Source organism: Acinetobacter sp. GD03645 (assembly GCF_029845285.1).
Lineage (GTDB): Bacteria > Pseudomonadota > Gammaproteobacteria > Pseudomonadales > Moraxellaceae > Acinetobacter > Acinetobacter corruptisaponis.
The window spans coordinates 16,707-40,849 of record NZ_JAOCLL010000008.1; the positions used below are offsets into that span (position 1 = coordinate 16,707).

Sequence of the window (24,143 nt, forward strand, 5' to 3'; positions counted from 1 at the left end):
CATTTTAATGTACAGTCGCAGCATGAATCTGATAACGCTCAAGCAAGCGATCTAAATATTGATAGGTCTCTGAATCCAGTTGCTGCATATAGGCATCCAGAATTTTCTGGCATTGCTGCTGTTTCTCAATGGGCATACGACGCACGATGTCAAAGGTGACTTCCCATTGCGAACGCAACAAAGATGCATAGGCAATGTGATGCAACACCTCTTCATCAATTTGGGCAATCGCGCTTGCAACTGCCTGTCTGGCCTCATCCTGCATATAGTTGACCACCACCAGCATATCTGTCCATAAATCGCAATGATCGGCTGCGGCAACAATACTCTGAATAATCTCAACCTGTCGTAAGGCAGGTAAATTGGCGACATAATGCTGGGCCTGCTCCGACAAACAGGCCACGACAGGCAGCATATCCTCCCACAACTGATCTTCCTGCGCCGCCTGAATAATCGCATTGATTACGTTCTCACCCTGTTGAACTGCAAGATCACCCAATTCCTGTTTGAGACCATAACCAATATGGCTCATCAAGGCCAATAATTTTGGCCAGACCAATCGCTGACCTGAATCAGTAATAATCAATAAAGCCTGCTCAATACGCTGTTTCGGCAACACATGAACCAGATGATCAATCCGTTCTCTGGACTCAATATAAAAGGCAATTTCCAGTAGGTTACTTTCCTGTTCAACAATCTGCGCGACATCCTGCACCACCTCATCAGACAACATGCTGACAAATCGCCCCATCGTCACAAAGTCACGTTGTTGCAACAGCACTTGGGCAATATCCATAATCTGATGCGTGGTGAAGTAAGCCAATAATTCCCTTGCCAATCGTGGGTCTAAATAAACTGAAATGGCGGCCAGTGTTTTGGCAGACAAATGTTTGGCGATGCGATATAGATTTTCAGTGGATAAATGCACTGCGATTTGCGCCACAATAAATGGGTCTAAAAAACGCTTGACCATCAACACCGTAAGCCAGCTTGGTAGCCAATTTACCCATCTGGCCAAGTAGCGAAAGCGTGGTTTTTGCTGATCCTGTAATAACTCAATGATCGCAAAACGAAACTGCCTAAGGCTTTCTGGTGCCAATGTCTGCAAGAATGCCAGTTGTTGTTCTGATACATTTAGGATATGGGCAAGCTTGATAATTTCTGCATGAACAGCGAGTCGGGTCATCATATCCACCTTTACTTGTTATTTTTAAAAAATAAACGCAAAAAGAATGGCATTTGAAACAAGCTTTGATTGATTCTTCGATTTTCCCGTTGAATGGTTTGTTGTAACTGTTGATTTAATACATTTAAATCCTGTTCAGATAATTGTGAGAAATCCTTAAGGCTCATTACAGGTCGATGTAACTGTTGCGCCAGTTGCTCCAGCTCAGTTTGATTCATTTTCTCCATCAGCCAACTCTTCCATTTTATTGTTATTTTATCTTTTGAGTGTATGCTCAATTTAAAAGTATTACCAGTTCAACTCATCAGCAGAAAAATCCCAAACAGGTTTCAGCTACTTTTTTCATTTTGATAGTACAATTGATTCTATAAAAAGTTGTCTTTTTCACACAAAATTTGGCTATAATCAGGGCACATCGCTTCAGGGCGGGGTGAAATTCCCCACCGGTGGTAAGTTAGGCATTTTTTACTGAATGATCTAACCAGCCCACGAGCCTGTATATATTTTTATATACTCGCAGATTTGGTGAGATGCCAAAGCCGACGGTATAGTCCGGATGAAAGAAGACGAAACCACCGAAACACTCTTTTGGGTTGTTTTTGTGCACGCTTATTTTTACATCAGTCCTGAAATGTTCAACCGTAGCCTATTTACGAGAGCGTTTCATTATGTCAAGTTTAATCCAACCCGAACTTTTCTTTTCAGCCCTTTCCCCTGCTGAACACCGTATTCAACAAGCTTTAGAAGATATCCGACACGGCAAACCTGTGTTGGTCATGGATGATTTTGACCGTGAAAATGAAGCTGATCTGATTATTGCCGCTGAAACACTAACAGTCGAAGTCATGGCACAAATGATTCGTGATGGTTCTGGTATTGTTTGCTTATGCTTAACCGAACAACTGGCTGAACATTTAGAGCTTCCACCTATGGTCATGGATAATTCCAGTCAATTTAAAACAGCTTTTACCGTCACCATTGAAGCAGCGCAAGGTGTGACCACAGGAGTGTCGGCTAAAGACCGAGTAACGACTGTTTTAGCTGCCACCCAAAATGGTGCTGTTGCCAGTGATCTCAACCGTCCAGGTCATGTTTTCCCTTTACGCGCACGTGATGGCGGTGTGCTGACCCGTCGTGGACATACTGAGGGTACTATTGACCTAGCACGTTTGGCAGGTTTAAAACCATCGGGGGTATTGTGTGAATTAACCAACCCAGATGGTTCAATGGCTTCAGGCATTCAGGTTTTGGCTTATGCTCAAACGCATGATTTAACCGTGATTAGTATTGAAGAGTTAGTACAATATCGTTTAAAGCATAATGTTTAGTTAAAGCATAAAAATGCCTCTAAACATAAAGGCATTTTTATCAGTGACATTTCAAGAAACTTTTCGCTCTGCATTTAATTCAGCCACACATCCAATCAATTCACTAAACTGGGAAATCTGTGTGATAGGTTGTGCTTGGGCTAATTCCTCTGCCGTTCCATAACCATAATTCACCGCAATGGTGTCAATACCATTGGCACGCGCCCCAATAATGTCATACTGACGATCACCAACCATGATACATTCAGCAGCATTCAAATTTTCCTGCTGCAAAATATAAGCAATCAAGTCTGCCTTATTGGTACGTTCACCTGTCAATTCACTGCCATACATTTCAGTAAAATATGAATCTAGCTGAAAATGCACAAGGATTTGTTTGGCAAAAATCGTTGGCTTCGCTGTCGCTAGAAATAAAGCATAACCTTGTGCTTGCAATTGCTGTAAAGTCTCGGCAACTGTAGGGTAAACTTCATTTTCAAATAAACCCGTCACTGAAAAACGCTCACGATAAGCAAGCAATGCCTGCTCGGCCAAGTCATCATCCTGCGTATTCAATAACTTTGCCAATGACGCTTTCAGCGGTGGGCCAATGGTCCAGTCCAAATCAACTTCATCAGCTAAGGGTTGACCCAGTTTTTCCAAAGCATAACGAATTGAACGATGAATCCCCGCTTTCGGGTCAGTTAATGTTCCATCCAAATCTATCAGAATATTTTTGATCGTCATTCGTTCAATCTCTTACAGCCCTACATAACATCATCGAGAGTTTCTCAAAACTCCCCTATACTAGCCTAAATGACAACATAAAAGGAAATTGCAGTGCGTCCAACCGTACTTTGTTTTTCAGGTTTAGATCCATCAGGCGGTGCTGGTTTACAGGCAGATATTGAAGCGATTGGGCAAAGTGGTGCGCATGCAGCGATTGCCTGTACTGCCCTTACCATTCAAAACTCGCAACAAGTATTTGGTTTTGAAGCCACCTCAAAAGAATTATTGCTGGCACAAGCCAATACTGTAGTGGGTGATTTACCGATTAATTGTGTTAAATCTGGCATGCTCGGTACAACGGATAATATTGCTGCTCTGGCTGAATTTTTACGTGAACATCCTGATTATTTATATGTGCTTGATCCTGTACTCGTAGCAAATAGTGGTGGCTCATTGGGTGATCAGGCAACATTGGTCAAAGCCTTTGTTGAATTGATTCCTTTAGCAACCGTGATTACCCCCAATACAGTTGAGTTAAGGGCTTTAACGGGCGTGGATGATATTGATCAAGCCACGCAAAAACTATTTGAGATGGGCGCAAAAGCGGTCTTAGTGAAAGGTGGACATGAAGATACGCCTGATCACATCCGTAATGTACTTTATGTTAATGGTGAAATGATTGCAGAAAGTATTTGCCCTCGTTTAGAGGGTCAATATCATGGTTCAGGTTGTTCCTTGGCAAGCTTTATTGCAGGGCGTTTGGCTTTAGGTGATTCGTTAAAAATTGCAGTTCAACATGCCGAAACATGGTTATTTGGTGTACTCAAAAATGCTGAAACACCTGTGGTAAATGGGCAGAAGATTCCAAAGCGATTTTAAGCTATTTTCAAATTGATAAATCGTCTAGAATTTATTAAATAAAAAAGGCGCCTATGCGCCTTTTTTACAATTCACAAATTACTGTGGAATACGCAACACCTGACCAGGAAAAATGTCATCGGCATTTTTTAACAACGGTCGGTTTGCCTCAAAAATTTTGTTGTACTGGTTTGGATCACCATAATATTCTTTTGAAATCTTGGATAAATTGTCCCCTGATTTCACTGTATAGAATTTGCTTTCAGGTTCAGGTGCTTCAACTGTCATCTGGTCATCAACCTGTGCCACATGGTCAACATTTCCAACCGCAAGGACAATCTTTTCCTTATCAGCCTGACTCTTCACCTGCCCCTTAATTGTTGCCAGATCAGTCGTACCATTATAGGTAACAGACAAGCCCTCAACACCCAAGCCTAAACTTTTAATCAAGCCTAATAGTTTGTTGGCAATTTCCTGAGCTGAGGGTTCAGCGGGTGTTGCTGGCGCAGGTTGGGGTTCTGCTGGAGCCGTATTTTTCTTACCAATACCTTTAACAAAATCAAAAAGACCCATTGTTATTACCTCTATCATTATTTATGCATGCATGGTCAAAATAGACCTATTTCTAGTTATACCGAAAATTTTTCGCTTTCAGGTTTCAATTTAAAGTGGTCTTGTAAATCTATGTATATTTTTAAGTTGGTCACAAAAAAGCCACCTTACGATGGCTTTCGATCAACTTAAGGCATGATGCAATTTAGGCATTTTCTCCCACAATATTCGCCATATAATCAATTGCGGATTGGACTGTGATAATTTTCTCTGCCGCTTCATATGGAATTTGAATACCAAACTCACTTTCAAGAGCCATAATGAGTTCAACCACCCCCAATGAATCGGCCCCTAAATCCTCTGTAAAAGTTGCATGAGGCTTAACCTCCTGCTCATCTACACTAAATTGCTCAATGATGATTTGTTTAATACGTTTTGCTATATCCATAAAATTTCCCTTTATTTTTTATGATTTAATTCGTTATTTTAAATCGAATAAATTTTATACACTCAAATCGTTATTTTTCATATCCAGAGTTTATTTTTTCTTGTAAAAATATGTATATGTTCTCTCCAGCGAAAAGTTAAGCCCATAAAAAAGCCACCTTGCGGTGGCTTTCGATCATGCAGGATGATTAACCAAGTTTCTTGGTTACATAATCAATTGCAGATTGAACTGTTGTAATTTCATTTGAATCTTCATCTGGAATGGTGATGTCAAAATCATTTTCAAAAGACATTACAAGTTCAACCAAATCCAAAGAGTCAGCACCTAAATCATCCATGAAAGATGCTTCATTCTTGATCTCTTCAGCACGCATACCTAATTGTTCAGCTACAGCTTGTTTGATGCGTTGTTCGATATCGCTCACAGGAATTCTCCTCATTGCTTGTGGCGTTTTAATTTGCCACTAGTTTAATTGAATATAAAAATTTTTAAAAGTTTATACATCACCACTTAGGCCATGTATAAACCACCATTTACGTGTAAAACTGTACCAGTAATGTAACTAGCCTTATCGCTGGCAAGGAAACTCACTGCATTCGCAATATCTTGTGGTTCACCCAGACGATTTAAAGCTACTTGATCACTCATCTTTTTACGAACATCTTCGCTTAACTGATCAGTCATTTCTGTTGCAATAAAACCAGGTGCCACACTGTTGACCGTAATCTGGCGGCTGCCCATCTCCTTGGCTAGGCTACGGCTGAATGCCTCAATGCCTGCTTTCGCTGCGGAGTAGTTGGCCTGTCCTGGATTGGCAAAGTGTGCGACCACTGAACTGATGTTGATAATGCGTCCAAAACGTGCCTTGGTCATGCCCTTGAGTACCCGCTTGGATAAGCGGTAAACAGCTTTCAGATGAATATTAAGAATGTCATCCCAGTCATCTTCAGACATGCGAAGCAATAAGTTGTCCTTGGTGATTCCAGCATTATTGACCAATACAAGAACCGCACCATATTTTTGCTCGATGTCTGAAACCAGCGCATCAATTGCTTCGCCACTACGGACATCAAGCACAGCGCCTGTCCCATTTTCAGCAAAGCTTTCTGTCAGTTTTTGTGCTCCTGATTCAGAGGTCGCAGTTCCAACCACAAAAAAACCGTCTTGAATGAGTTGCTGTGCAATTGCTGCGCCAATTCCTCGGCTTGCTCCTGTCACCAACGCAACCTTTCGTTGTTGTGTCATGCAATTTTTCCTTCTGCCACCAAGATCGCGCTTAGGGCATCTTCCATACGTGCTTTGCTGTCAATCGCAAATGCTTTTTCTATGTTCGGTAATCGCTTGGCAAGATTGCTGAGCACCGTACCTGGTCCACATTCAACCACATATTGAATACCCTGATCCTGTAGATATTGCATGGTACGTGTCCATTGCACTGATTGGTACAACTGGGCAGTGAGCGCCTGACGTAACTGGGCAACATCCGTTGCGATTTCCGCGTTGACATTTTGTATTACAGGAATACGGGGTAGCTCAATGGCAGTTTGTTCCAAAGCTTCGGCAAACTGTTCAGCAGCAGGTTTCATGAGGGAGCAATGAGATGGTACAGATACTGGCAGGGCAATCGCCTTACCAGACTGCTCTTTTGCCTCAGCCATGACTTGCTGAACCAATGCCGTGCTACCCGCAATGACCACCTGTCCCTGTGCATTATAATTGGCGGCATCAACTGAACCCTGACCAGCGGCAGACGCATTTTTACAAAGCTCAATCACTTTCTCATCGGCTAAGCCTAAAATTGCCGCCATTGCCCCCTCACCTTGAGGAACCGCACTCTGCATCAATTTACCGCGTAAATTGACCAGTTTCACCGCATCGGCAAGGGTCATGGCTTCTGCCGCAACCAGTGCACTGTATTCGCCTAGAGAATGGCCAGCAAGGAATTTTGGTGCAACACCGCCCAGTTCCAGCCAGACACGCCATAAGGCAATGCTGGCAGTGAGCAATACAGGCTGGGTATTTTCCGTTTGATCCAACCCCTCACCACTTTGTGCAATCTGCCAAAGGTCAAAGTCAACTGCTTCTGAAGCTTCTGTGAATGTATCTTTAACGACACTAAACTGCTCTGCGAGTTCAGCCAGCATACCCACTTTCTGTGAGCCCTGACCTGGAAAAACAAATGCTGTTTTTGTTGCTTGAGCTGCCTGCCCAAGTCGTTTAATCGACATATAAAAATCCTTAAAATGGTCTATTGCCAGTTTGATCCATACCCACGATATTACATGAGAATGGCAACAGACTCTTTCCCGATGCGGCAATTTACCATTGATTAAATCGTTTTTTAATTGCGAAAAACAACAAAAAAGGGAGCTTTCGCTCCCATTTTTTCTATACTTTAAGCTAACGCTTAATGCATATATTCAATTATTCAGCATCAGCTGCTTTAGCGAATAATTGACGACCACGGTAAATACCGTCTTTAGTCACATGGTGACGACGATGAGTTTCACCAGTAGTTTGGTCTACAGATAATGCATTCTCGGTTAAAGCGTCATGTGAACGGCGCATGTCACGGCGAGAGCGACTTTTACGGTTTTGCTGAACGGCCATGATGGCTCCTTACAAAGATCGAAAAAATGGATCAGAACAAATTCAGTTGTCTTAACTCAACATGATAACACAAATTGTGTTATGAGTTAAGTTTGCCTTTCAAACTTGCCAAAACATCAAACGGGTTATCCCGTTTTTCTTCGGCAACTTCCTGAACGGCAGGTTGATGTTTATGTTCACAGGCATCATGCTTGGGAGACAAAGGCATCAACAATAACAATTCATCTTCTAGCAATGCGAGCAAGTCAATGGAAGCAGGCGTATCAAAATCACCTTTTTTCGAAGACTCACTTTCACCTAAGACGATGAAATCAGCATCCTCATCCAATCGCTCTATCAGTGACTCATCATCAACCAAGGCTAAATGAAAATCTGAAACCAGTTCAATTTCAACAGGCCCCAAACAACGTTGGCACTCCATTGGAACTTTGGTGTCAATATGTCCATCCAGCCATACAATACGATGATAGGCATCCATTGATAGCTTACAGTCTATGTTGATCAATTGATCATCAATTGAACCAACAGCTTCTCGAGCAATACGAGCAAAGCGAGACAACGGCAGTGTTCCTGACCATGTATAGCCCTGTTCAGCCCATTTAAATGGCTCGATTTGGCTTGGAAAAGTGTTTGCTGACATAATTAAGGCGGCAATTCTACAAATTCATCGGTACTCTGTCAAAGATTAAGATACAATTTTGCACTTCTTTAAACAGAACTCGGGGTAAGTTAAGCAATGCACCTGTTGCAGCCGCAACCTGAAGTAACAACTTCATTACTTGTTGGAACCCATTCAACCCTTTCGCCTGTGTTAGCACCAGATCAAGTGCAACGCTCATCCTGGCAAAACTTAACAACAGAACCAGAGCAGGTTGATTGGCTTATTTTACACTTTAATCACTGGTTTTCCCACCATAATGTCATCTTGGTTAAAGGTGATTTTGAACCAGAATATTTCCCAGCCACCGCTGAACAGCCTGCACGAATCCAGTTTGCCCATGGTTTCTTTAACAGTGCCCTACATGAAATTAGCCACTGGTCTATTTCTGGTGAGAAGCGACGCCTTTTACCTGACCTGGGTTATTGGTATGCACCTGATGGTCGCAGCGCCGAGCAACAGGCTTTATTTGAACAGGTTGAAATAAAGCCACAGGCCATTGAATGGTTATTTGCAACCGCTTTTGGTCGGAAATTCCGTGTGTCTCTGGATAACTTGACAGGTGATTGTGGCAATGGGCAAAAGTTTAAAGACAATGTTTTTGCCCAAGTACAGCGTTATTTTTCGGGTGAAGCAAAGCTACCTCATGATGCAGCACATTTCATTCATTACATCTGCCTATGCACACGTCAAGGCATGCCGTTACAACTCGATGAATTTAAACGTGAATACCTTGATTAAATGACAAAATTACCACATCCAGACCTTGCGCCCCACTAAAATTACGTTTCATAATTAATTCAGCCACTTAGATTAGGGAGCTACAAAATGTTACATTTACATATTCATCCTGAAAATCCACAGGCTCGCTTAATCACTCAGGCAGTTGAACGTATTCGTGCAGGCGATGTTGTGGTCTATCCAACCGATGCGGCTTATGCAATTGGCTGTCAGATTGGAAACAAGAATGCGATGGAACGGATTGCCCAGATTCGTGGCCTGGGTCCCAAGCATCAATATGCAATTATGTGCTGTGACTTATCCGACATTGCGACCTATGCCAAAGTGGACAATGCCATGTATAGGCTGTTAAAAAATAATACTCCTGCTGTCACCACCTTTATTTTGCCTGCAACCAGTGAAGTGCCAAAGCGTTTAATGCATCCGAAGAAAAAAACCATTGGTTTACGCATTCCAAGCAATCCGATTGCTCAGGCATTATTAAAAGAACTGGGTGAACCTTTATTGACCAGTACCCTGATTTTACCTGATCAGGCAGACCCTCTGGATGATCCATTCGATATTGAAAACCAGTTGGGTAAACGAATTGATGTATTTGTGGATGGTGGTTTTGGCACCTTATCCACCACCAGTATTGTGGATTTATCGGGAGAAAATCCTGTCGTTGTACGTCGTGGTGTCGGTGATGTCAGTGCTTTTGAATAAGATATGTTGACCAGTCGATCATTTTTCTTATACTCGTGTCAAAACAAAAATGACATATATGTATGAAAAGCAGTGACACGCAGCAACACATTGCAACATTAGAACAGATCATTCAATTTGGTGTGGGCCAAGACCGTACTGATGGCAGTTTTGATATTTTTATTGATAAATTGTCAGGAAAATTACCACTTGGTGCAGATGCGCCCACTTTCGAATCCCGAAAACGTATTATCTGCCTTGGGTTACGTTCTAAAATTGCCCAGTTCTCAACGATTACATTTTTATGCGGTTTTCTTACCCTTATCTCTGCATTAATGGCATGGGCACTGATTCCTGATTTAACCCTGTTCATCTATGCCCTTGTTAGTTTAATGTTCGCATGGGGTTGTATTGCAGCTTATCGTCAGTCTAAAAACTATTATCAAATTTTAAATGCAGTAAAAATACTGCAACAAATTCAACCTGACCCAGCAGTATTCCACCCTGTGATTGATCAATACGCTTTAGATGCCCAATTTTTTAAATCTCGACAACAAACCCGCGTAATTGCCTGTGTGATTGTTCTTATTTCGGGTGGATGTCTATTTAGTATTTATCAGAATCCACCTGAGGTATTATTTCAAATTAGTTTTATATTGCCTTTCATGCTAATGCTAGGGATTGGTTTATTATTTCATCCTATTTCCAGAAAAGAGAGTTTGTATCTTTATGGAACAGCACAGTTACCCTGGAAGCATTTTCCAGTTTTTCTTAAACTATGCTGCATTTTGGGCGGAATTCTTTCAATTACAATGATGATAGGCTATGAATTTTTATCCTAGCCTAGAGGTCAATTCAGATAACCGCTGTTTCTGAACCCCCTGCCGATCAAAATTTTCTGGACTTAACCATTGCTGATAAGCATGCGCTAATTCTGGCCATTCATCATCAATCATCGAGAACCATGCCGTATTACGATTTCGTCCTTTAATAACGCGGTCCTGACGAAACAATCCCTCATATTGAAAACCAAAGCGTCCAGCCGCTGCTTTTGAGGGTGCATTCCAATCATCGCATTTCCATTCAACACGTCTAAAACCATTGTTAAGACATTGCTGTAACAATAAAAAGATGGTTTCTGTGGCTGCGCTGGATTGCTTCATCTTATGCGAAAAATACACATTGCCAATTTCAACCGCACCATGTGCAAGTCTGGGATTTAACAAGGCAACCCAACCCTGTACCTCTCCAGCAACCTCAATCAAAAAGTGGCTGGAATCCTTGAAGCCAAATAAATTTTGTAATGAATCTTTTAGGCTTTGCTGGCTCTGTGGTGCGGAATAAGGCAGATAGGTCCAGCATCGTTCATCAGGTTCGGTTGATATCGCTTCCCATAACTGCCCTGCCGCCTGATCTGTTATGCCATGAGCCACATCGACCAGCCTGACATATCGTCCTGTCATATCCCCCTGAACATTAGACGCAGTCACATTTTCCTCAAGTGAAGAACCAGTCATTTGCCCAAACTGATTCTGTTGTGTTTTTAAATAATTTCTCATTGGCTGTTATCGTTTAATTAAAGTCTTTTTGGAAACCCATTTAAACATAGGTTTAGCTCTGTTCGAGCTGGAATTGCATCACAATAAAAAATACCCTGGGAACTTTAAGGTTTTTGTAAGTGAGTAATTTATTAAATTTGCTATTTCGATTAGAATAGCCAAGCTCTTGGTAGCATTGTGTCGTCCTTGCACACAAAATTATATCTTTCATGCTTTTGAAAATTCGCGTGGCTTATAACGGTAATGAATCAAACTCTCCCCTCAGTTCTGGAGTCTACTCCATCCATTCGCGTGCTTGACGAGTGGCAGGAGACTATACCCGAAGATTTGTACATACCGCCTGCTGCGTTTGAAATCCTACTCGAACAATTCGAAGGTCCCCTGGATTTTCTGATTTACCTGATTCAAAAAAATGGTTTTGATCTATTGCAGCTCGACATTTCCCCAATCGCGACCCAGTATCTTTCCTATATGGACAGCATGAAGTCGCTGAATATTGAGCTGACTGCGGATTATATGGTGATGGCAGCGCTACTCGCCGACTTAAAATCACGTTTATTACTTCCTAAACCCAAGGTTGTTGATCAATTTGAGAAAGACCCTAAACAGGAACTGATTGATCGTCTGGAAACCTATTTACGCATTAAACAGGCGGCTGAACGTCTGGGGCAAATGCCAATTTTTGAGCGGGATACCTTTAGTACCAATGTCAGTATTGGTCATATTGCCCCAATCTACGAGGGTTATGATGTCGATGCCCTGCGTGACGCATTATTCTGTATCTTTAACCGCCCTGAACCCATCATCCATGTGGTTGCACAAGAACCTGTATTGCTTGAAGAGCGTATGGCATATATTGAAAGCCAGCTTGCATCTGGTGAAAACTTAAGTTTTATTGAACTGCTCAATCCCAAGCAGGGTCGTATGGGCATGGTGGTGACCTTTATGGCGGTGCTGGAACTAACACGTCAGCAAAAAATCCAGATTATCCATACAGGCATTGAAGCCCCACTGACTGTTCAGGGGACTGCCGCATGAGTTTAGACCAGTTTGACACGAATGAGGGAATGTCACTTGAAGATATTCATCATGACGTTTTATTGCAGATCGAAGCAATCTTGTTTGCCAGTGACTCACCAGTCTCGCTTGCACGGCTAAAAGAAGCCTTTCAAAACCAATATAATAAGCAACAGTTACGTACATTCTTGCAGCAGCTTGCCATGTTGCAGCATGGCCGTTCAATTGAACTGATTGAAACGGCACAGGGCTTTCGTTTTCAGGTGCGGGCAAAGTACCGTAATATTATTGCCCAGGTTTGGCCTGAACGCCCAACTAAATTATCACCATCGTTGCTCGAAACAGTCGCCGTGATTGCGTATCATCAGCCTGTCACTCGCGCCGATATTGAACAGATTCGTGGTGTATCGAATAATAGCCAGATTTTAAGAAATTTATTTGACTGGAACTGGATTAAAGAAGCTGGTTTCAGGGATTTGCCTGGAAGACCTGCGTTGTTGATTACAACGCCCCAATTTTTAAATGCTTTTGGTTTAGTGTCATTAAATCAATTGCCTCCCCTACAGAACGCCAAGGAAGCATTCATGGCTCTCGATGCACATGCACCGAAGTCTTGAGAGGTGAACTGTTGATCATTATGTCTAAGGTTGTGCTGTCATGAGTGAAAAATTACAAAAGGTGTTGGCGAGAGTCGGGTTAGGCTCACGTCGTTATATGGAAGAGGTGATTGCTGCTGGCCGTGTCAGCATCAATGGTCGTATTGCCCAGGTGGGTGAGCGTATCGAACCAACTGATGAACTGCGTATTGACGGCCGTAAGGTACAGTTCCAGATTGAAGATGAAATTCGTCGTCGTGTCTTGATTTACTATAAGCCAGAGGGTGAGATCTGCTCGCGCAATGACCCTGAAAAACGCCCGACCGTATTTGATCATTTGCCTCAAATCGCAAATGACCGCTGGGTGATGGTGGGCCGTCTGGACATTAACAGTACAGGCTTGTTGTTATTCACTAACGATGGTGAACTGGCTAATCGCCTGATGCACCCATCCAACGAAGTTGAACGTGAATATGCGGTGCGTGTGATGGGTGAAGTGACCCCACAAATCCGTAACAACATGCTCAAGGGTGTTGAACTTGAAGATGGTCCTGCCAAGTTTGAGTCATTCTCTGAAATTGGTGGCGATGGTATCAACCGTTGGTATCAGGTAGTGGTGAAAGAAGGCCGTAACCGTGAGGTCCGCCGTATCTTTGAATCACAAGGCTTGAAGGTCAGCCGCTTGTTGCGTACCCGTTATGGTACGGTGATCCTGCCGCGTGAGTTGCGTACAGGTCGCTGGATGGAGCTGGATCGAGCCGATATTGATAATCTGGCAAAATCAGTTGAGTTGAAGCCACGTCAGGGTACAGGCTTGTTTGGTATGGCAAAACGCCGTACTGAAAAAATGGCGGAGAAGCCATTGGCTGCACGTCGTGGTGGCTATCTACGTCAACAGCGCCGTGATGATGAACAGCAAGACCAGCAGCGTTCTAGTAATAACGGTAATAATAGTAACAATGGTCGTAAAACCATTGGTTTCAATAAAGGCTTTAAGAAGTTTTAATCTTTTGCCTTGAAATAAAAATGCTCTGATTAGAGCATTTTTTTATGGCTGAACTTTAATGATGGTGACCGATCCCCTGTGGAATCGCATTGAGCAGCTTCTTGGTATATTCATGCTGCGGATGCAAATACAGTTCATCCGAATTGGCAATTTCCACCACTTCACCATGATTCATCACCATGACTTGATCAGAAATGTACTTCACTACCGATAAATCATGTGAAATGAAAATATAACTCAGCCCAAATTCGTCCTGTAAATCCTGCAACAGATTCAGCACCTGCGCCTGTACCGACACATCCAGCGCAGAAACCGACTCATCACAGATTAAAATTTCTGGCTTTAAGGTGAGGCAACGGGCAATCGCAATTCGCTGGCGTTGTCCACCAGAAAATTCATGTGGATAACGGTCATAGGCATCTACAGGTAAACTGACTTTCTCCAGTAACTCCAAAGCCATCTTTTTACGTTCTGCATCATTCTGACCAATGCCATGAATCCGCATCGGTTCAAGTAAAATCTGCCCAATGGTAAAACGGGGATTGAGTGATGCATAGGGATTCTGGAAGATGATCTGAATCTTGCGCTGATACTGCGAAAACTCTTTTTCAGTCATGGACAGAATATCTTTGCCACCAATCAAGGCTTGTCCACCTGTGGCTTGATGCAATCGCATCAGCAATAGACCAATCGTGGTTTTACCTGAACCCGACTCCCCTACTAGTCCTAAAGTCTTACCTTTCGCCAACTGAAATGACACGCCTTTGACTGCCTGGAATTCATATTTGCCCCATAATCCTTTACGACTATAAAACGATTTCTTCAGGTCTTTGACATCCAGAATAATCGGTTCTTCGCCTGTCAGTCCTCTACTACGTTGCTTTAGGTTAAGTTTGGCTAAATTGCTGACCTCAACCAATTGTCCATTTTCCAGTTTCATAAAATCACTGGTCACGGGTAAACGATATGGACGGGATGACAATTGTGGACGGCAATGCAACAAAGCACGGGTATAAACATCTTTGGGCTGTTGCAACACCTGTCCAGCCTTACCTGCTTCACGGATTTCGCCATGACGCATTACAATCACTTCATCGGCGATTTCACCGACTAAAGCCAGATCATGGGTAATAAATAGCATCGACATCTGATGGCGTTGTCGCAATGATTCCAATAAATCAATAATCTGTTTTTGAATGGTGACATCCAAAGCTGTGGTCGGTTCATCGGCAATGAGAAGTTTTGGTTTACAGGCAATTGCCATTGCAATCATCACCCGTTGCTGCTGACCACCTGAAAGCTGGCTTGGATAAGCATCTATTTTGCTTTCAGGTGATGGCATACCGACTTCATGCAGCAATTCCAGAACACGTATTCTTGCCTGTTTACGATTCATACCTAAATGAATACGAAGCACTTCGGCAATCTGATCACCCACCGTAAATACAGGATTCAGCGATGACATCGGTTCCTGAAAAATCATGGCAATGTCTTTGCCACAAATTTGACGGATTTCCTTTGTAGATAAATTCAGTAAATCCTTACCCTCAAAACTGATCTTGCTTTGATTGGCAATCTTGCTTTGCGCTTTCGGTAGCAAACCCATAATCGCCAATGAAGTCACCGACTTACCACTACCCGATTCACCCACTAAAGCAACCGTTTTATTTTTTGGAATATTAAATGAAATACCCTTGACCGTTTCAATCCACTGCTGGTTTTCACCCTTAAAACTGATATGAAGATTTTCGACTTCCAATAACGGCGTTTCATGATTATTTTGCATCTTATTGCTCCGCTATTTTAGTTTGGGATCAAGTGCATCACGCAATGCATCAGTAAACATTGAAAATGCTGTGACCAAAACCGCCATCGCAATCGAAGCCGCAGCCAGTTGCCACCATTTCCCCAAAATCAATTCGCTTTGTGCTTCATTGAGCATACTGCCCCATGACACCACACCAACAGGTACCCCAAAACCCAGAAAGCTGAGGATGACTTCAGATTTAATAAAGGACACCACTAGAATCGAAATCTGTACCAAGGCAATATGGCTCACATTCGGAAAAATATGCACAAACATACGACGGCTGTTACTTACGCCAATGGCTTTGGCTGCCAACACATATTCACGGGATTTGTGCTTCATATATTCAGCACGAATCAAACGGAATACCCCTGTCCAACCCGTTAAACCCAGAATGAGAACAATCGAGAGAATGCCTTTTTGCTGTAACACCGCAGCAATTGCCAGCACCAATAATAGGTAAGGAATTGAGGTAAAGATATTATAGAACCAGTTCAGTACATCATCGACCCAACCACCAAAATAGCCCGCGATTGCGCCTAAAAATGTGCCTATTACTACCGCCAACAATGCTGCCAATAGTCCCACTAAAATTGAAGTTTCAGCCCCTTTAATGGTTTTAAGCAAAACATCCTGTCCCCATTTGTCTGCCCCAAATGGCAAGGTGGTTTTTAGTTGCTGTTGTTGATCGAGTAGATGTCCGCCCAACTGCTGATCAATTGCCTGCATATCCGCAGCCAACGGATCAACTATGCCATAGTTGTCTATGGCTGAACTGCCGTGTTGTTCCGCTTGAATCTCTGCATTCAGTTGTTGAATCACATCTTTGAGTGGATCAACTGGATTTTCAGGCAGTATTGCTGTCGTTTCAGTCGTTGCTGTTATTTGTTCAGCCTCCGCACCCAGAAATGTAGGTGGCGCATAACTCACCGCTACTTCTTTATTCCAGTTCGATGCAATCACACCTGTCATGGAGAGAGCAAGCATAATAAAATAGAATAAAACCACGATAAAAGAGATCACCGCAATCCGATCTGCTTTTAATCGATTCAATGCCAGATACCACAATCCATTCGACTTTGTAGATTGATCAGTGGAGGCTTTATTTTTAAAAATTGTACTGAGCATCATCCCCTCCTATTTCAACTGAACACGAGGGTCGATAGCTTTATAAATCAGATCAGCAATCAAATTAAAAATCATGGTGACGGCTGCCACATAGACTGTAATCGCCTTAATCACAGGAAAATCACTGCGTTCCACCGCAATAATAATTTCCCGCCCAATGCCAGGAATCCCAAAGAAACGCTCAATCAGAAATGCCCCAATCAACAAGGCAGGCAGGCTTGCCATGACCTCAGTCACAATTGGAATCGAGGCATTACGCAACACATGAATGCCCAAAACCCGTGTTTCAGGCACACCTTTGGCACGGGCCGTCCGCACATAGTCCTGATGAACTTCATCCAGCACAAAACTACGATACAGACGTAAGGTGGGTGCAATGCTGACCACCAACATAATCAGGATCGGCAACAAGGAATAATAAAATAGATTTTCGCGAAAGCTGTCACTCCAGCCCTGTACAGGAAACCAGCCCAACTGGTAAGCCAAAACATACTGGAAAATGATGATATAGACCAAAATACTGATCGACATGCCAATGGTACACAGCATCATGACCATACGGTCTGTCAGTGAACCACGTACCGATGCCACCGCCAAGGCCAGCACAATCGAGATCACGGTTTGCAGAATCACCAGTGGAACCAATAAGGTCAGTGATGGCCCCAAACGGGTCAAGATAATCTGCGATACCGATTCACCTGTACTCCAGCTTGCGCCATAGTCAAAGGTCAGGATTTGCTGAATAAAAATCCAGAGTTGCACGTAATAAGGCTGATCCACGCCCAACTGTTTACGGATATTTTCAATCTGTTCAGGATTAGACATTTTGCCTGCCAGAATATAGGCAGGGTCGCCACCAATCCAGTTAAACAGGAAAAAAATCAGCAAAATGACACCCAACATGGTTGGAATCATTTGCCAGAGTCTACGCACGACATAAGCAAACATCTTGGCACATCCTTATTTGACTCGTTGTCCTGTAATTTCATCCAGAAATGCCTTGTTGTCAGGCGCCCTACCCAGAAAATCTTTCACCAGTTCAGCCGCTTTTTTCTGGCTGCCTTGTGACAAAACCGTTTGACGATAACGTTGCCCAATTTCTGAATTATTCAGGTTATCCCCAAAGGCAGATAACATATCCAGTGCCAGCACTTCCGACCACATATAGCCGTAGTAGCCCGCCTGATAGCCCATTAAATGTCCGAATTGTCCTGGGAATTGGGTATTTTCCACATAGCCCAATGCGGTTGCCGATTCCATTTTTTTCCAGACACCCAGTGGTTGTAGCTGGCGAGGGTCTTTGTCATGCAATGCCATATCATATTGTGCATACAGGGTTTGGCGAGCATAACGTGCGCCACGTCCATAATTGTGTACCGCATTTAACCGTTCAATCAGCGCATCATCAATACGTGGGCAGGCTGGGTCACAATAGTCTGCCACTTTAGACAAGGTTTCCTTACGTCTCGCCCATTCTTCATACATCTGCGATGGTGCTTCAACAAAGTCACGCTCAACTGACGTACCCGACTGCCCTACATAACGGGTATCGGACAAAATGCCATGCAAGGCATGTCCAAATTCATGCACAAAGGTTTCCAGCTCATTGCTGTTTAAACCTTTACGATTAAAGTTGGTCACCAACACTGAAATCGGTTTACGTCCTGTCAGGCGGCTACCGCCATACACGCCCCACACCGCCGCATGGCCATATTTGCCTTCACGCGGAAATTTGTCCATATACAAACTGCCAAGCAGTTGCCCTGTTTTCTGGTCGGTCACATCATAATATTCAACTTCATCCTGCCATGTATCCACTTTGGCAGGCTTAAACTCGATGCCATACAGATTTGAGGAAATCGCAAACAACCATTTCTGTGCCGCTAAAGTTGGGAAATAATCACGCATTTTTTCCTGATCAATCTGGTATTTATCCTTGCGTAATTTTTCTGTCCAATAGCCCACGTTCCAGCGTGTAATCTCTGCCTGTTCTAAAGGAATATTTAGTGTTTTTGCCTTAAATTCCCTTAATTCCTGCATTTCCTTTTGCTCAAGTGGCGTCACAATCTGGTAAATGTTATTCAGGAAATCATTCACCGTTTTTGGATTTTTCGCCATGCGTTTTTTTAAGGCGAGATCGGCATAGCTTGGTTCACCGAATAACTGTGCCTGTTCATAACGTAGGTCAATAATCTGTTTGAGCAAGTCCAGATTCTTTTCTGTACCCCGTCGGGTAAAAGCAGTCTGGTAACGTTTACGTGCTGCATCACTCTCAGAAAGTTCCATAAACGGCTGATAGGCAGGATAATCAAAACCCAGCAAATAGTTACCCTTGTCATTTTTCTTGGCATTGGCGAGATAGCTTTCTGGCAAGCCTTTTAACTCATCTGGGGTAAATTCCAGTTTTTCAGGATTATCATTAATGTTACGGGTAAATTGCTGTGAAAGTTGGGTTTGCAGGTTACGGATTTCCTTTAGGCGTGTTCTTTTTGCAGATGACAATTGCACACCTGTATTTTCAAAGTCAGTTAAAATATCCTGACGATATTTCATATCAATTGGATCAGTTGCTTTGCTATTTTTAATGCGTTGATAGAGTTTTGGGTTCTGATATAAATCGGTCTGCAACTGTTCCATTTTCACAATACAGTCATCTGCTGCCTGACGAAATTTCGCATCAGGATAGACATTACGATATAAGCTGATCGGATTGGTCAAGTCCTCAAACATCGCCATAAAGGCATCCCATTCTGCTAAAACAGGTGCAGCATTCGCGTTGGCTTTTACTGGTCTTTTTTCGAGTTCGGTGATTCGTTGTTGGAGTTTTTGAATACTGGCATCACACCATTGCGGCTGGTCAGCGAGTTTTAGAATAGGTAAGGTAGCGCGTGCTGGTTCTGCCCATACTGCTTGATTCATCCCACAAAGACCAATAAAGCATAGCCCCAAATTTGTTAGTTTCTTTTTTGCCACACGCTTTCTCCAATTCATTCCAATTCTGTTCAATTTAATACTAATTTTCAAAAGATTCTTACTTTCAAAATCTAAATCAATATTTACTATCGTGGAGGCGGCATGGATGCCGCCCGTTGGGCTGTGGTATCAGGGAAGTACCATCAGCCCAACAAAGGATTTTTGATTACTTTTCATCCCTGAAAAGTAAGGTATTGCCTATGCGAAAACATAAAAACTTTACACAACATTTATGGCTGTGCCATGTTGTGATGATAATGTCTTTACAAAAGTTAGTATCAACCTAAATATTTCTCCAGCTTGTTAAAAAATAATTATCTTGGCGGAGTCCTGCCGAGTTCTCATCCAATTTTATCATTAGCCTGCCGCAGGCCTTACTTTGGTTTCGCCCAAAGTAAGCAAAGGCATTGTCATCCGCAAAACTCGTTGACTACCATCAGCCACTTTAATAAATCGCAGAAACAGCACTTTATTAGTGAAGTCCTGTCTCGAACAATTGCGGATGACGTTTCCGAGTATCATATTTTTGTCAAACTCAGGTTAGTATTATTTCCTTTCCTCAATATCAATATACATCCATTCCGCAGGCAAAATTGGATGCTTTTTATAGCCAATCACACGCGGCTGAGCCAAGACATTGCGATAACGACTGGAAATCATTTGTACAGGAGAATAAAACTCCAGCAACCGTGCCATCTGCCGATAAAGCTGATCTCGTTCAGGCCCATTAGACAGTTTAAGTGACTGCTCATACAAACGGTCATATTCAGCTAACTTAAAACAGGAATTATTGGTGGCATTGACATTTTTGCCATAAAACAACTGCATGAAATTATCGCCATCAGGATAATCCGCAATCCATGCAGAACCCTTGAACATAGTTTTACATTGCTTTTCTGCTTTTAAACCCTCAGCAAACGGCACGGGTTTAGACACCATATTCACTTTAATACTGGCTAAATCTTTCTTTAATAATTCAGCCATTTGCATACTTCGTGCGCTGTTACTGGATGGCATAAACTCAATCAGCAAAGGCTTGCCATTCGGTAAAGTACGCCAGCCATCCGCCCCAACTTTATAATGGTAACGATCCAGCAATAAATTGGCAGCTTTCACCGAATAAGGAACACTACCCTTATAGTCTGGATCATGCCCTGCAACGCCATAAGGAATGGGGAACTGCAAACGCTTGGCATCCCCTTTCATTAAAATCTGAATGTCTTTTTCAGGTGAATGTGCCATTGCCATCGCACGACGCAAGGCAATTTTTTCCTTACTTACTCCACCGACCACAGGGTTTTGCATATTCCAATATAAATAATCAATCGACGGATCAGAAATACGGGAAAGTTGAATACCCTTTTGCTCAAATTCAGGTTTTAACTTACCATCCTTGAGTGCCTGAGCAGGCAAATCCCCTGTTAAGGTCAATAAATCCAGCCCATCTTTCTGAAAGGATAACCAACCCGACTGTGCTTCCTCAATCACCTGAATATCCACCACACCAATCTGTGGCATTTTTTTGCCCTGCATTTGCTGGACAACTTTCTGATCTTCGGGATTGCTGGCTTTAAAATCCCAGACAAAGCCACGATAGTCAGGATTGGCTTTTAAAATAATCCGTGAAGCGGGTGTCCAGCGAGCCAATAAATATGGCCCTGTACCAATCGGATGCCCCATGACAAAACCAGCCTTGTCCCGATAATGCTCAATCACCTCACGCGCCACCGCCCCTGTTGGCTGGTGTGCCAGCAGCATCGGAAAATTATGATTTGCTTCGGTTAAACGAATCACTAGCGTATAACGATCAGGGGTTTGCAAGCCTGCAATCGGTTGATCATAATTAAATTTCCCTGTTTTGTTCGCCTGTTGAATCACCGCATCCATTCCTGCGATGCGTCCCTCAAACAGCCAACTACTTGGTGAATGCAGTTGCGGATCAAGCAAACGCTTAAAGGAATAAGCATAATCTGCTGCGGTGAGTTCTCGTGGCTTCCCCTTAAACACAGGGTCAGGGGAAAAATAAATCCCTTTTTTAAGACGGATAGTATAAGTCAAGCCATCCGCACTGACTTCTGGCAAGGCAGCCGCAGCATTGGGAATCAGCTTGGCAGGTGTAGCCAGATAATCATAGGTATATAAGGTATCAAAAATAGAATACAGTACATGCGCTGAATACAAATCCTGAACTGCGGCAGGATCAAAACCTGTTTCCGCCACAGGAAAGGCATAGCGCAGCACCTTGTTTGGATCGGCTGGACTTTTTGCCATTGTCCCATTGCTTATGCCAATCGACATTGTGCCAAGCAAAACCGCCATCCCATACTGCTGCAATGAAAGTTTAAAATTCTGCTTCATACGTGTTCACATTATTTCTTTTGTGTTGGAACAATATCCAGATATTGCCAATTGGTATTCATAATCGGATGTGCCTTAAAGCCCTGAATTTCAGGCTGAATGACCCAGTTACGGATACGGGTATCCTGTAGCACCCACGGATTGTCGGCTTCAATCTGTCGGCTCATTTTTTCATAAAACGGCATACGTTGATCAGGCGGTAATTTCATTGCATTTTGATAGAGCGCATCATAGGCTGCGGATTGATAACAGGACAAATTGCCTCGCCCTACATTGCCACCATAAAGCAGTTGAGCAAAATTCTCTCCCTCTGGATAATCGGCATGCCATGCACCGCCCCACATCATATATTGACATTGAAAAGCGGCTTTAAGGTTGTCGGCAAAATTACTGACCTTAAAATCTGCCCGAATCCCAATCGCATCCAGTCCCTTTTTCCACAGTTCTGAATAAATCACCGAAGATGAACTACTTTCAGTATTAATTTTAAGGGTTAAAGGCTTGCCATTTGGAAAAATACGATAACCATCTGCCGCCTTTTTATAGCCAAAATGATCCAGCAACTTATTTGCCAAGACAGGGTTATAGCCAATGCTACTGCGATAATCTGGATTATGGCCATTCACGCCAGCAGGCACCAGCATTTCGGCCTTAACCGCCTGCCCCTTACGCAGAATACGAATATACTCATTCATATTCAATGACATGGCAATCGCTCGTCTTAACGCAATTTTATCCAGACTGCTGCCACCGACCACAGGATCACGCATGTTAAACATGGTGTAGGTGACTTCTGCTTCCTTATTTGCATACAGGCGAATGCCCTTTTTCTGCATCTCCGCATTCAGTTGATTGTTTTGATCCAGAGCTTTGGCAATGGCATTGGCCGTTAAGCTATCAAAATCAAGTTGTTTGGACTGAAATGCCAGCCAGCGTGACTGTTCTTCTTCAATAATACTGACCGTCACCTTTCCAATTTGTGGCATCTGCTTACCACTCATTTGCTTGACCAGTTGATTATCCCAAGCCGTGCCTGTGGATTTAAAGTTCCAAGTAAAACCACGATAATCAGGATTGGCGACCAACTCGATTTTACTGCGAGGCACATATTTACCCAGCATATATGGCCCTGTGCCGACAGGGTGCATTCCGATACGATCCTTATAGTATTCAACTACTTCCCGAGCCGTTGCGCCAAAGGTGCTATAGGCAAGAATATAGGGAAAATTATAATCAGGCTGGGTCAGGGTAAATTGAATGGTGTATTTGTCAAGGGCCTTTACTCCCTCAATCGGTGCATCATAATCAAATTTCCCTGTCTTTTTGGCTTGCTCAACCCGTGCATTTGCACCCAGCAATTTATTGTCAATAAAGGAAAAAGATGGCGCATGATTTTTTGGGTCGAGAATACGCTTTACCGCATAGACATAGTCTTCAGCAACCAACTCTCTACGCTTGCCTTTAAATGCAGCATCATCAGTAAAATAAATATTTGGCTTGATTTTAAAGGTATAAACCTGCCCATTTTTTTCGATCACTGGCAGGCTTTCTGCTGTTGCAGGCACTAGCCTGACTGGATTTGCCAAGTAATCGTATTGAAGTAATCTTTCAAAAATCACATCGGCAATATTGCCACTATAAAAGTTGGAGGTTTTGACCATATCAAAACCATCATCAGGTGCAGGAAATGCCACTCTCAGCACCTTGTCGGCTTGGGCAGGGCTTTTTGCATGGCTGACTGGCATCCCTGCAACCATGGCAGCAATTAAGGCGGCTTTAAAAAACTTAGGCTTCAATATAATACTCATATCCTGATTTTTTAATCCATATCCAGCTTTTCGCCAGTATTCAGGTGTATTGATGAATTTGCTTTTATGGACTCCATCATTCTATATTTTTACAAAAGAATCAATGAATTAATATTTT

25 protein-coding genes and 1 riboswitch are annotated in these 24,143 nt (G+C 42.9%); of the genes, 8 read left to right on the plus strand and 17 right to left on the minus strand.

Annotated features, from left to right (window positions below; all coding sequences use genetic code 11):
• Positions 1 to 4: 4 nt before the first annotated feature.
• Together N5J47_RS07930 and N5J47_RS07935 are read right to left on the minus strand one after the other, a co-directional pair.
• Entirely contained in the window at positions 5 to 1,186 is a 1,182-nt protein-coding gene (locus N5J47_RS07930; RefSeq protein ID WP_279959458.1) for a hypothetical protein, read from the minus strand.
• Positions 1,187 to 1,197: 11 nt separating this feature from the next.
• A complete protein-coding gene (locus N5J47_RS07935; protein ID WP_279959459.1) occupies positions 1,198 to 1,413 on the minus strand; it encodes a hypothetical protein in 216 nt (71 codons plus the stop codon).
• Positions 1,414 to 1,599: 186 nt separating this feature from the next.
• A riboswitch (FMN riboswitch) is annotated at positions 1,600 to 1,758 on the plus strand.
• Between the two features lie 96 nt (positions 1,759 to 1,854).
• On the opposite strand from N5J47_RS07935, the gene ribB reads away from it, so the two are divergent.
• A complete protein-coding gene (ribB, locus tag N5J47_RS07940; protein ID WP_279959460.1) occupies positions 1,855 to 2,514 on the plus strand; it encodes a 3,4-dihydroxy-2-butanone-4-phosphate synthase in 660 nt (219 codons plus the stop codon).
• 51 nt (positions 2,515 to 2,565) lie between these two features.
• Here the strand turns inward: ribB and N5J47_RS07945 are convergent, their stop codons facing one another.
• Complete coding sequence (locus N5J47_RS07945) at positions 2,566 to 3,240, minus strand: HAD-IA family hydrolase (RefSeq protein WP_279959461.1); 675 nt, start codon at positions 3,238 to 3,240, stop codon at positions 2,566 to 2,568.
• A gap of 93 nt (positions 3,241 to 3,333) precedes the next feature.
• Between N5J47_RS07945 and N5J47_RS07950 the strand changes: the two genes are divergently transcribed.
• Positions 3,334 to 4,101: a hydroxymethylpyrimidine/phosphomethylpyrimidine kinase gene (locus N5J47_RS07950; RefSeq protein ID WP_279959462.1), complete on the plus strand. Its 768-nt coding sequence runs from the start codon at positions 3,334 to 3,336 to the stop codon at positions 4,099 to 4,101.
• A gap of 78 nt (positions 4,102 to 4,179) precedes the next feature.
• Here N5J47_RS07950 and lysM read toward each other — a convergent pair whose 3' ends face one another.
• From lysM to N5J47_RS07985, 7 genes are all read right to left on the minus strand, one after another.
• The gene (gene lysM / locus N5J47_RS07955; protein WP_267980171.1) at positions 4,180 to 4,653 is read right to left on the minus strand and encodes a peptidoglycan-binding protein LysM; all 474 of its coding nucleotides are present in this window, start codon (positions 4,651 to 4,653) and stop codon (positions 4,180 to 4,182) included.
• Between the two features lie 184 nt (positions 4,654 to 4,837).
• Positions 4,838 to 5,080, minus strand: coding sequence for an acyl carrier protein (gene acpP / locus N5J47_RS07960; protein ID WP_279959463.1), 243 nt, complete (start codon positions 5,078 to 5,080; stop codon positions 4,838 to 4,840).
• Positions 5,081 to 5,267: 187 nt separating this feature from the next.
• A complete protein-coding gene (gene acpP / locus N5J47_RS07965; RefSeq protein WP_004655272.1) occupies positions 5,268 to 5,504 on the minus strand; it encodes an acyl carrier protein in 237 nt (78 codons plus the stop codon).
• Positions 5,505 to 5,590: 86 nt separating this feature from the next.
• Positions 5,591 to 6,325: a 3-oxoacyl-ACP reductase FabG gene (gene fabG, locus N5J47_RS07970; protein WP_279959464.1), complete on the minus strand. Its 735-nt coding sequence runs from the start codon at positions 6,323 to 6,325 to the stop codon at positions 5,591 to 5,593.
• On the minus strand, positions 6,322 to 7,308 hold the full coding sequence (fabD, locus tag N5J47_RS07975) for an ACP S-malonyltransferase (RefSeq protein WP_279959465.1): 987 nt from the start codon (positions 7,306 to 7,308) through the stop codon (positions 6,322 to 6,324). The genes fabG and fabD overlap by 4 nt, the downstream gene beginning before the upstream one ends.
• A 196-nt stretch (positions 7,309 to 7,504) precedes the next feature.
• Positions 7,505 to 7,690: a 50S ribosomal protein L32 gene (rpmF, locus tag N5J47_RS07980; protein ID WP_004638135.1), complete on the minus strand. Its 186-nt coding sequence runs from the start codon at positions 7,688 to 7,690 to the stop codon at positions 7,505 to 7,507.
• Between the two features lie 79 nt (positions 7,691 to 7,769).
• A complete protein-coding gene (locus N5J47_RS07985) occupies positions 7,770 to 8,330 on the minus strand; it encodes a YceD family protein (protein WP_267980167.1) in 561 nt (186 codons plus the stop codon).
• 96 nt (positions 8,331 to 8,426) lie between these two features.
• Here N5J47_RS07985 and N5J47_RS07990 point away from each other — a divergent pair, with 96 nt between their 5' ends.
• The 3 genes from N5J47_RS07990 (at position 8,427) to N5J47_RS08000 (ending at position 10,615) form a co-directional block, all read left to right on the plus strand.
• Positions 8,427 to 9,089, plus strand: a complete 663-nt coding sequence (locus N5J47_RS07990) for an elongation factor P hydroxylase (RefSeq protein WP_279959466.1) — start codon at positions 8,427 to 8,429, stop codon at positions 9,087 to 9,089.
• An 87-nt stretch (positions 9,090 to 9,176) separates the two neighbouring features.
• Positions 9,177 to 9,794: an L-threonylcarbamoyladenylate synthase gene (locus N5J47_RS07995; RefSeq protein ID WP_279959467.1), complete on the plus strand. Its 618-nt coding sequence runs from the start codon at positions 9,177 to 9,179 to the stop codon at positions 9,792 to 9,794.
• A gap of 62 nt (positions 9,795 to 9,856) precedes the next feature.
• Positions 9,857 to 10,615, plus strand: a complete 759-nt coding sequence (locus N5J47_RS08000; RefSeq protein ID WP_279959468.1) for a hypothetical protein — start codon at positions 9,857 to 9,859, stop codon at positions 10,613 to 10,615.
• Here the strand turns inward: N5J47_RS08000 and N5J47_RS08005 are convergent.
• Complete coding sequence (locus N5J47_RS08005) at positions 10,607 to 11,332, minus strand: GNAT family protein (RefSeq protein ID WP_279959469.1); 726 nt, start codon at positions 11,330 to 11,332, stop codon at positions 10,607 to 10,609. The genes N5J47_RS08000 and N5J47_RS08005 overlap by 9 nt on opposite strands.
• 243 nt (positions 11,333 to 11,575) lie before the next feature.
• Between N5J47_RS08005 and N5J47_RS08010 the strand changes: the two genes are divergently transcribed.
• Genes N5J47_RS08010 through rluB form a run of 3 tightly spaced genes read left to right on the plus strand, consistent with a single transcriptional unit; the run spans position 11,576 to position 13,951 of the window.
• A complete protein-coding gene (locus tag N5J47_RS08010) occupies positions 11,576 to 12,370 on the plus strand; it encodes a segregation/condensation protein A (protein ID WP_279959470.1) in 795 nt (264 codons plus the stop codon).
• Positions 12,367 to 12,966, plus strand: a complete 600-nt coding sequence (scpB, locus tag N5J47_RS08015) for an SMC-Scp complex subunit ScpB (protein ID WP_267980159.1) — start codon at positions 12,367 to 12,369, stop codon at positions 12,964 to 12,966. The genes N5J47_RS08010 and scpB overlap by 4 nt, the downstream gene beginning before the upstream one ends.
• A gap of 40 nt (positions 12,967 to 13,006) precedes the next feature.
• Complete coding sequence (rluB, locus tag N5J47_RS08020) at positions 13,007 to 13,951, plus strand: 23S rRNA pseudouridine(2605) synthase RluB (RefSeq protein WP_279959471.1); 945 nt, start codon at positions 13,007 to 13,009, stop codon at positions 13,949 to 13,951.
• Between the two features lie 55 nt (positions 13,952 to 14,006).
• Here rluB and N5J47_RS08025 read toward each other — a convergent pair whose 3' ends face one another.
• From N5J47_RS08025 to N5J47_RS08050, 6 genes are all read right to left on the minus strand, one after another.
• Positions 14,007 to 15,737, minus strand: a complete 1,731-nt coding sequence (locus N5J47_RS08025) for an ABC transporter ATP-binding protein (protein ID WP_279959472.1) — start codon at positions 15,735 to 15,737, stop codon at positions 14,007 to 14,009.
• 12 nt (positions 15,738 to 15,749) lie between these two features.
• Positions 15,750 to 16,886 (minus strand): ABC transporter permease, encoded by a 1,137-nt coding sequence (locus N5J47_RS08030; RefSeq protein ID WP_279959473.1) that lies wholly within the window; start codon positions 16,884 to 16,886, stop codon positions 15,750 to 15,752.
• A 9-nt stretch (positions 16,887 to 16,895) separates the two neighbouring features.
• Positions 16,896 to 17,834 carry an ABC transporter permease gene (locus tag N5J47_RS08035; protein ID WP_279959474.1) on the minus strand — a complete coding sequence of 313 codons (939 nt, stop codon included), beginning with the start codon at positions 17,832 to 17,834 and terminating at the stop codon, positions 16,896 to 16,898.
• Between the two features lie 12 nt (positions 17,835 to 17,846).
• The gene (locus tag N5J47_RS08040; protein ID WP_279959475.1) at positions 17,847 to 19,877 is read right to left on the minus strand and encodes a Zn-dependent oligopeptidase; all 2,031 of its coding nucleotides are present in this window, start codon (positions 19,875 to 19,877) and stop codon (positions 17,847 to 17,849) included.
• A 528-nt stretch (positions 19,878 to 20,405) separates the two neighbouring features.
• On the minus strand, positions 20,406 to 22,217 hold the full coding sequence (locus tag N5J47_RS08045; RefSeq protein ID WP_279959476.1) for an ABC transporter substrate-binding protein: 1,812 nt from the start codon (positions 22,215 to 22,217) through the stop codon (positions 20,406 to 20,408).
• Positions 22,218 to 22,228: 11 nt separating this feature from the next.
• The gene (locus N5J47_RS08050) at positions 22,229 to 24,025 is read right to left on the minus strand and encodes an ABC transporter substrate-binding protein (RefSeq protein WP_279959477.1); all 1,797 of its coding nucleotides are present in this window, start codon (positions 24,023 to 24,025) and stop codon (positions 22,229 to 22,231) included.
• Positions 24,026 to 24,143: the final 118 nt, after the last annotated feature.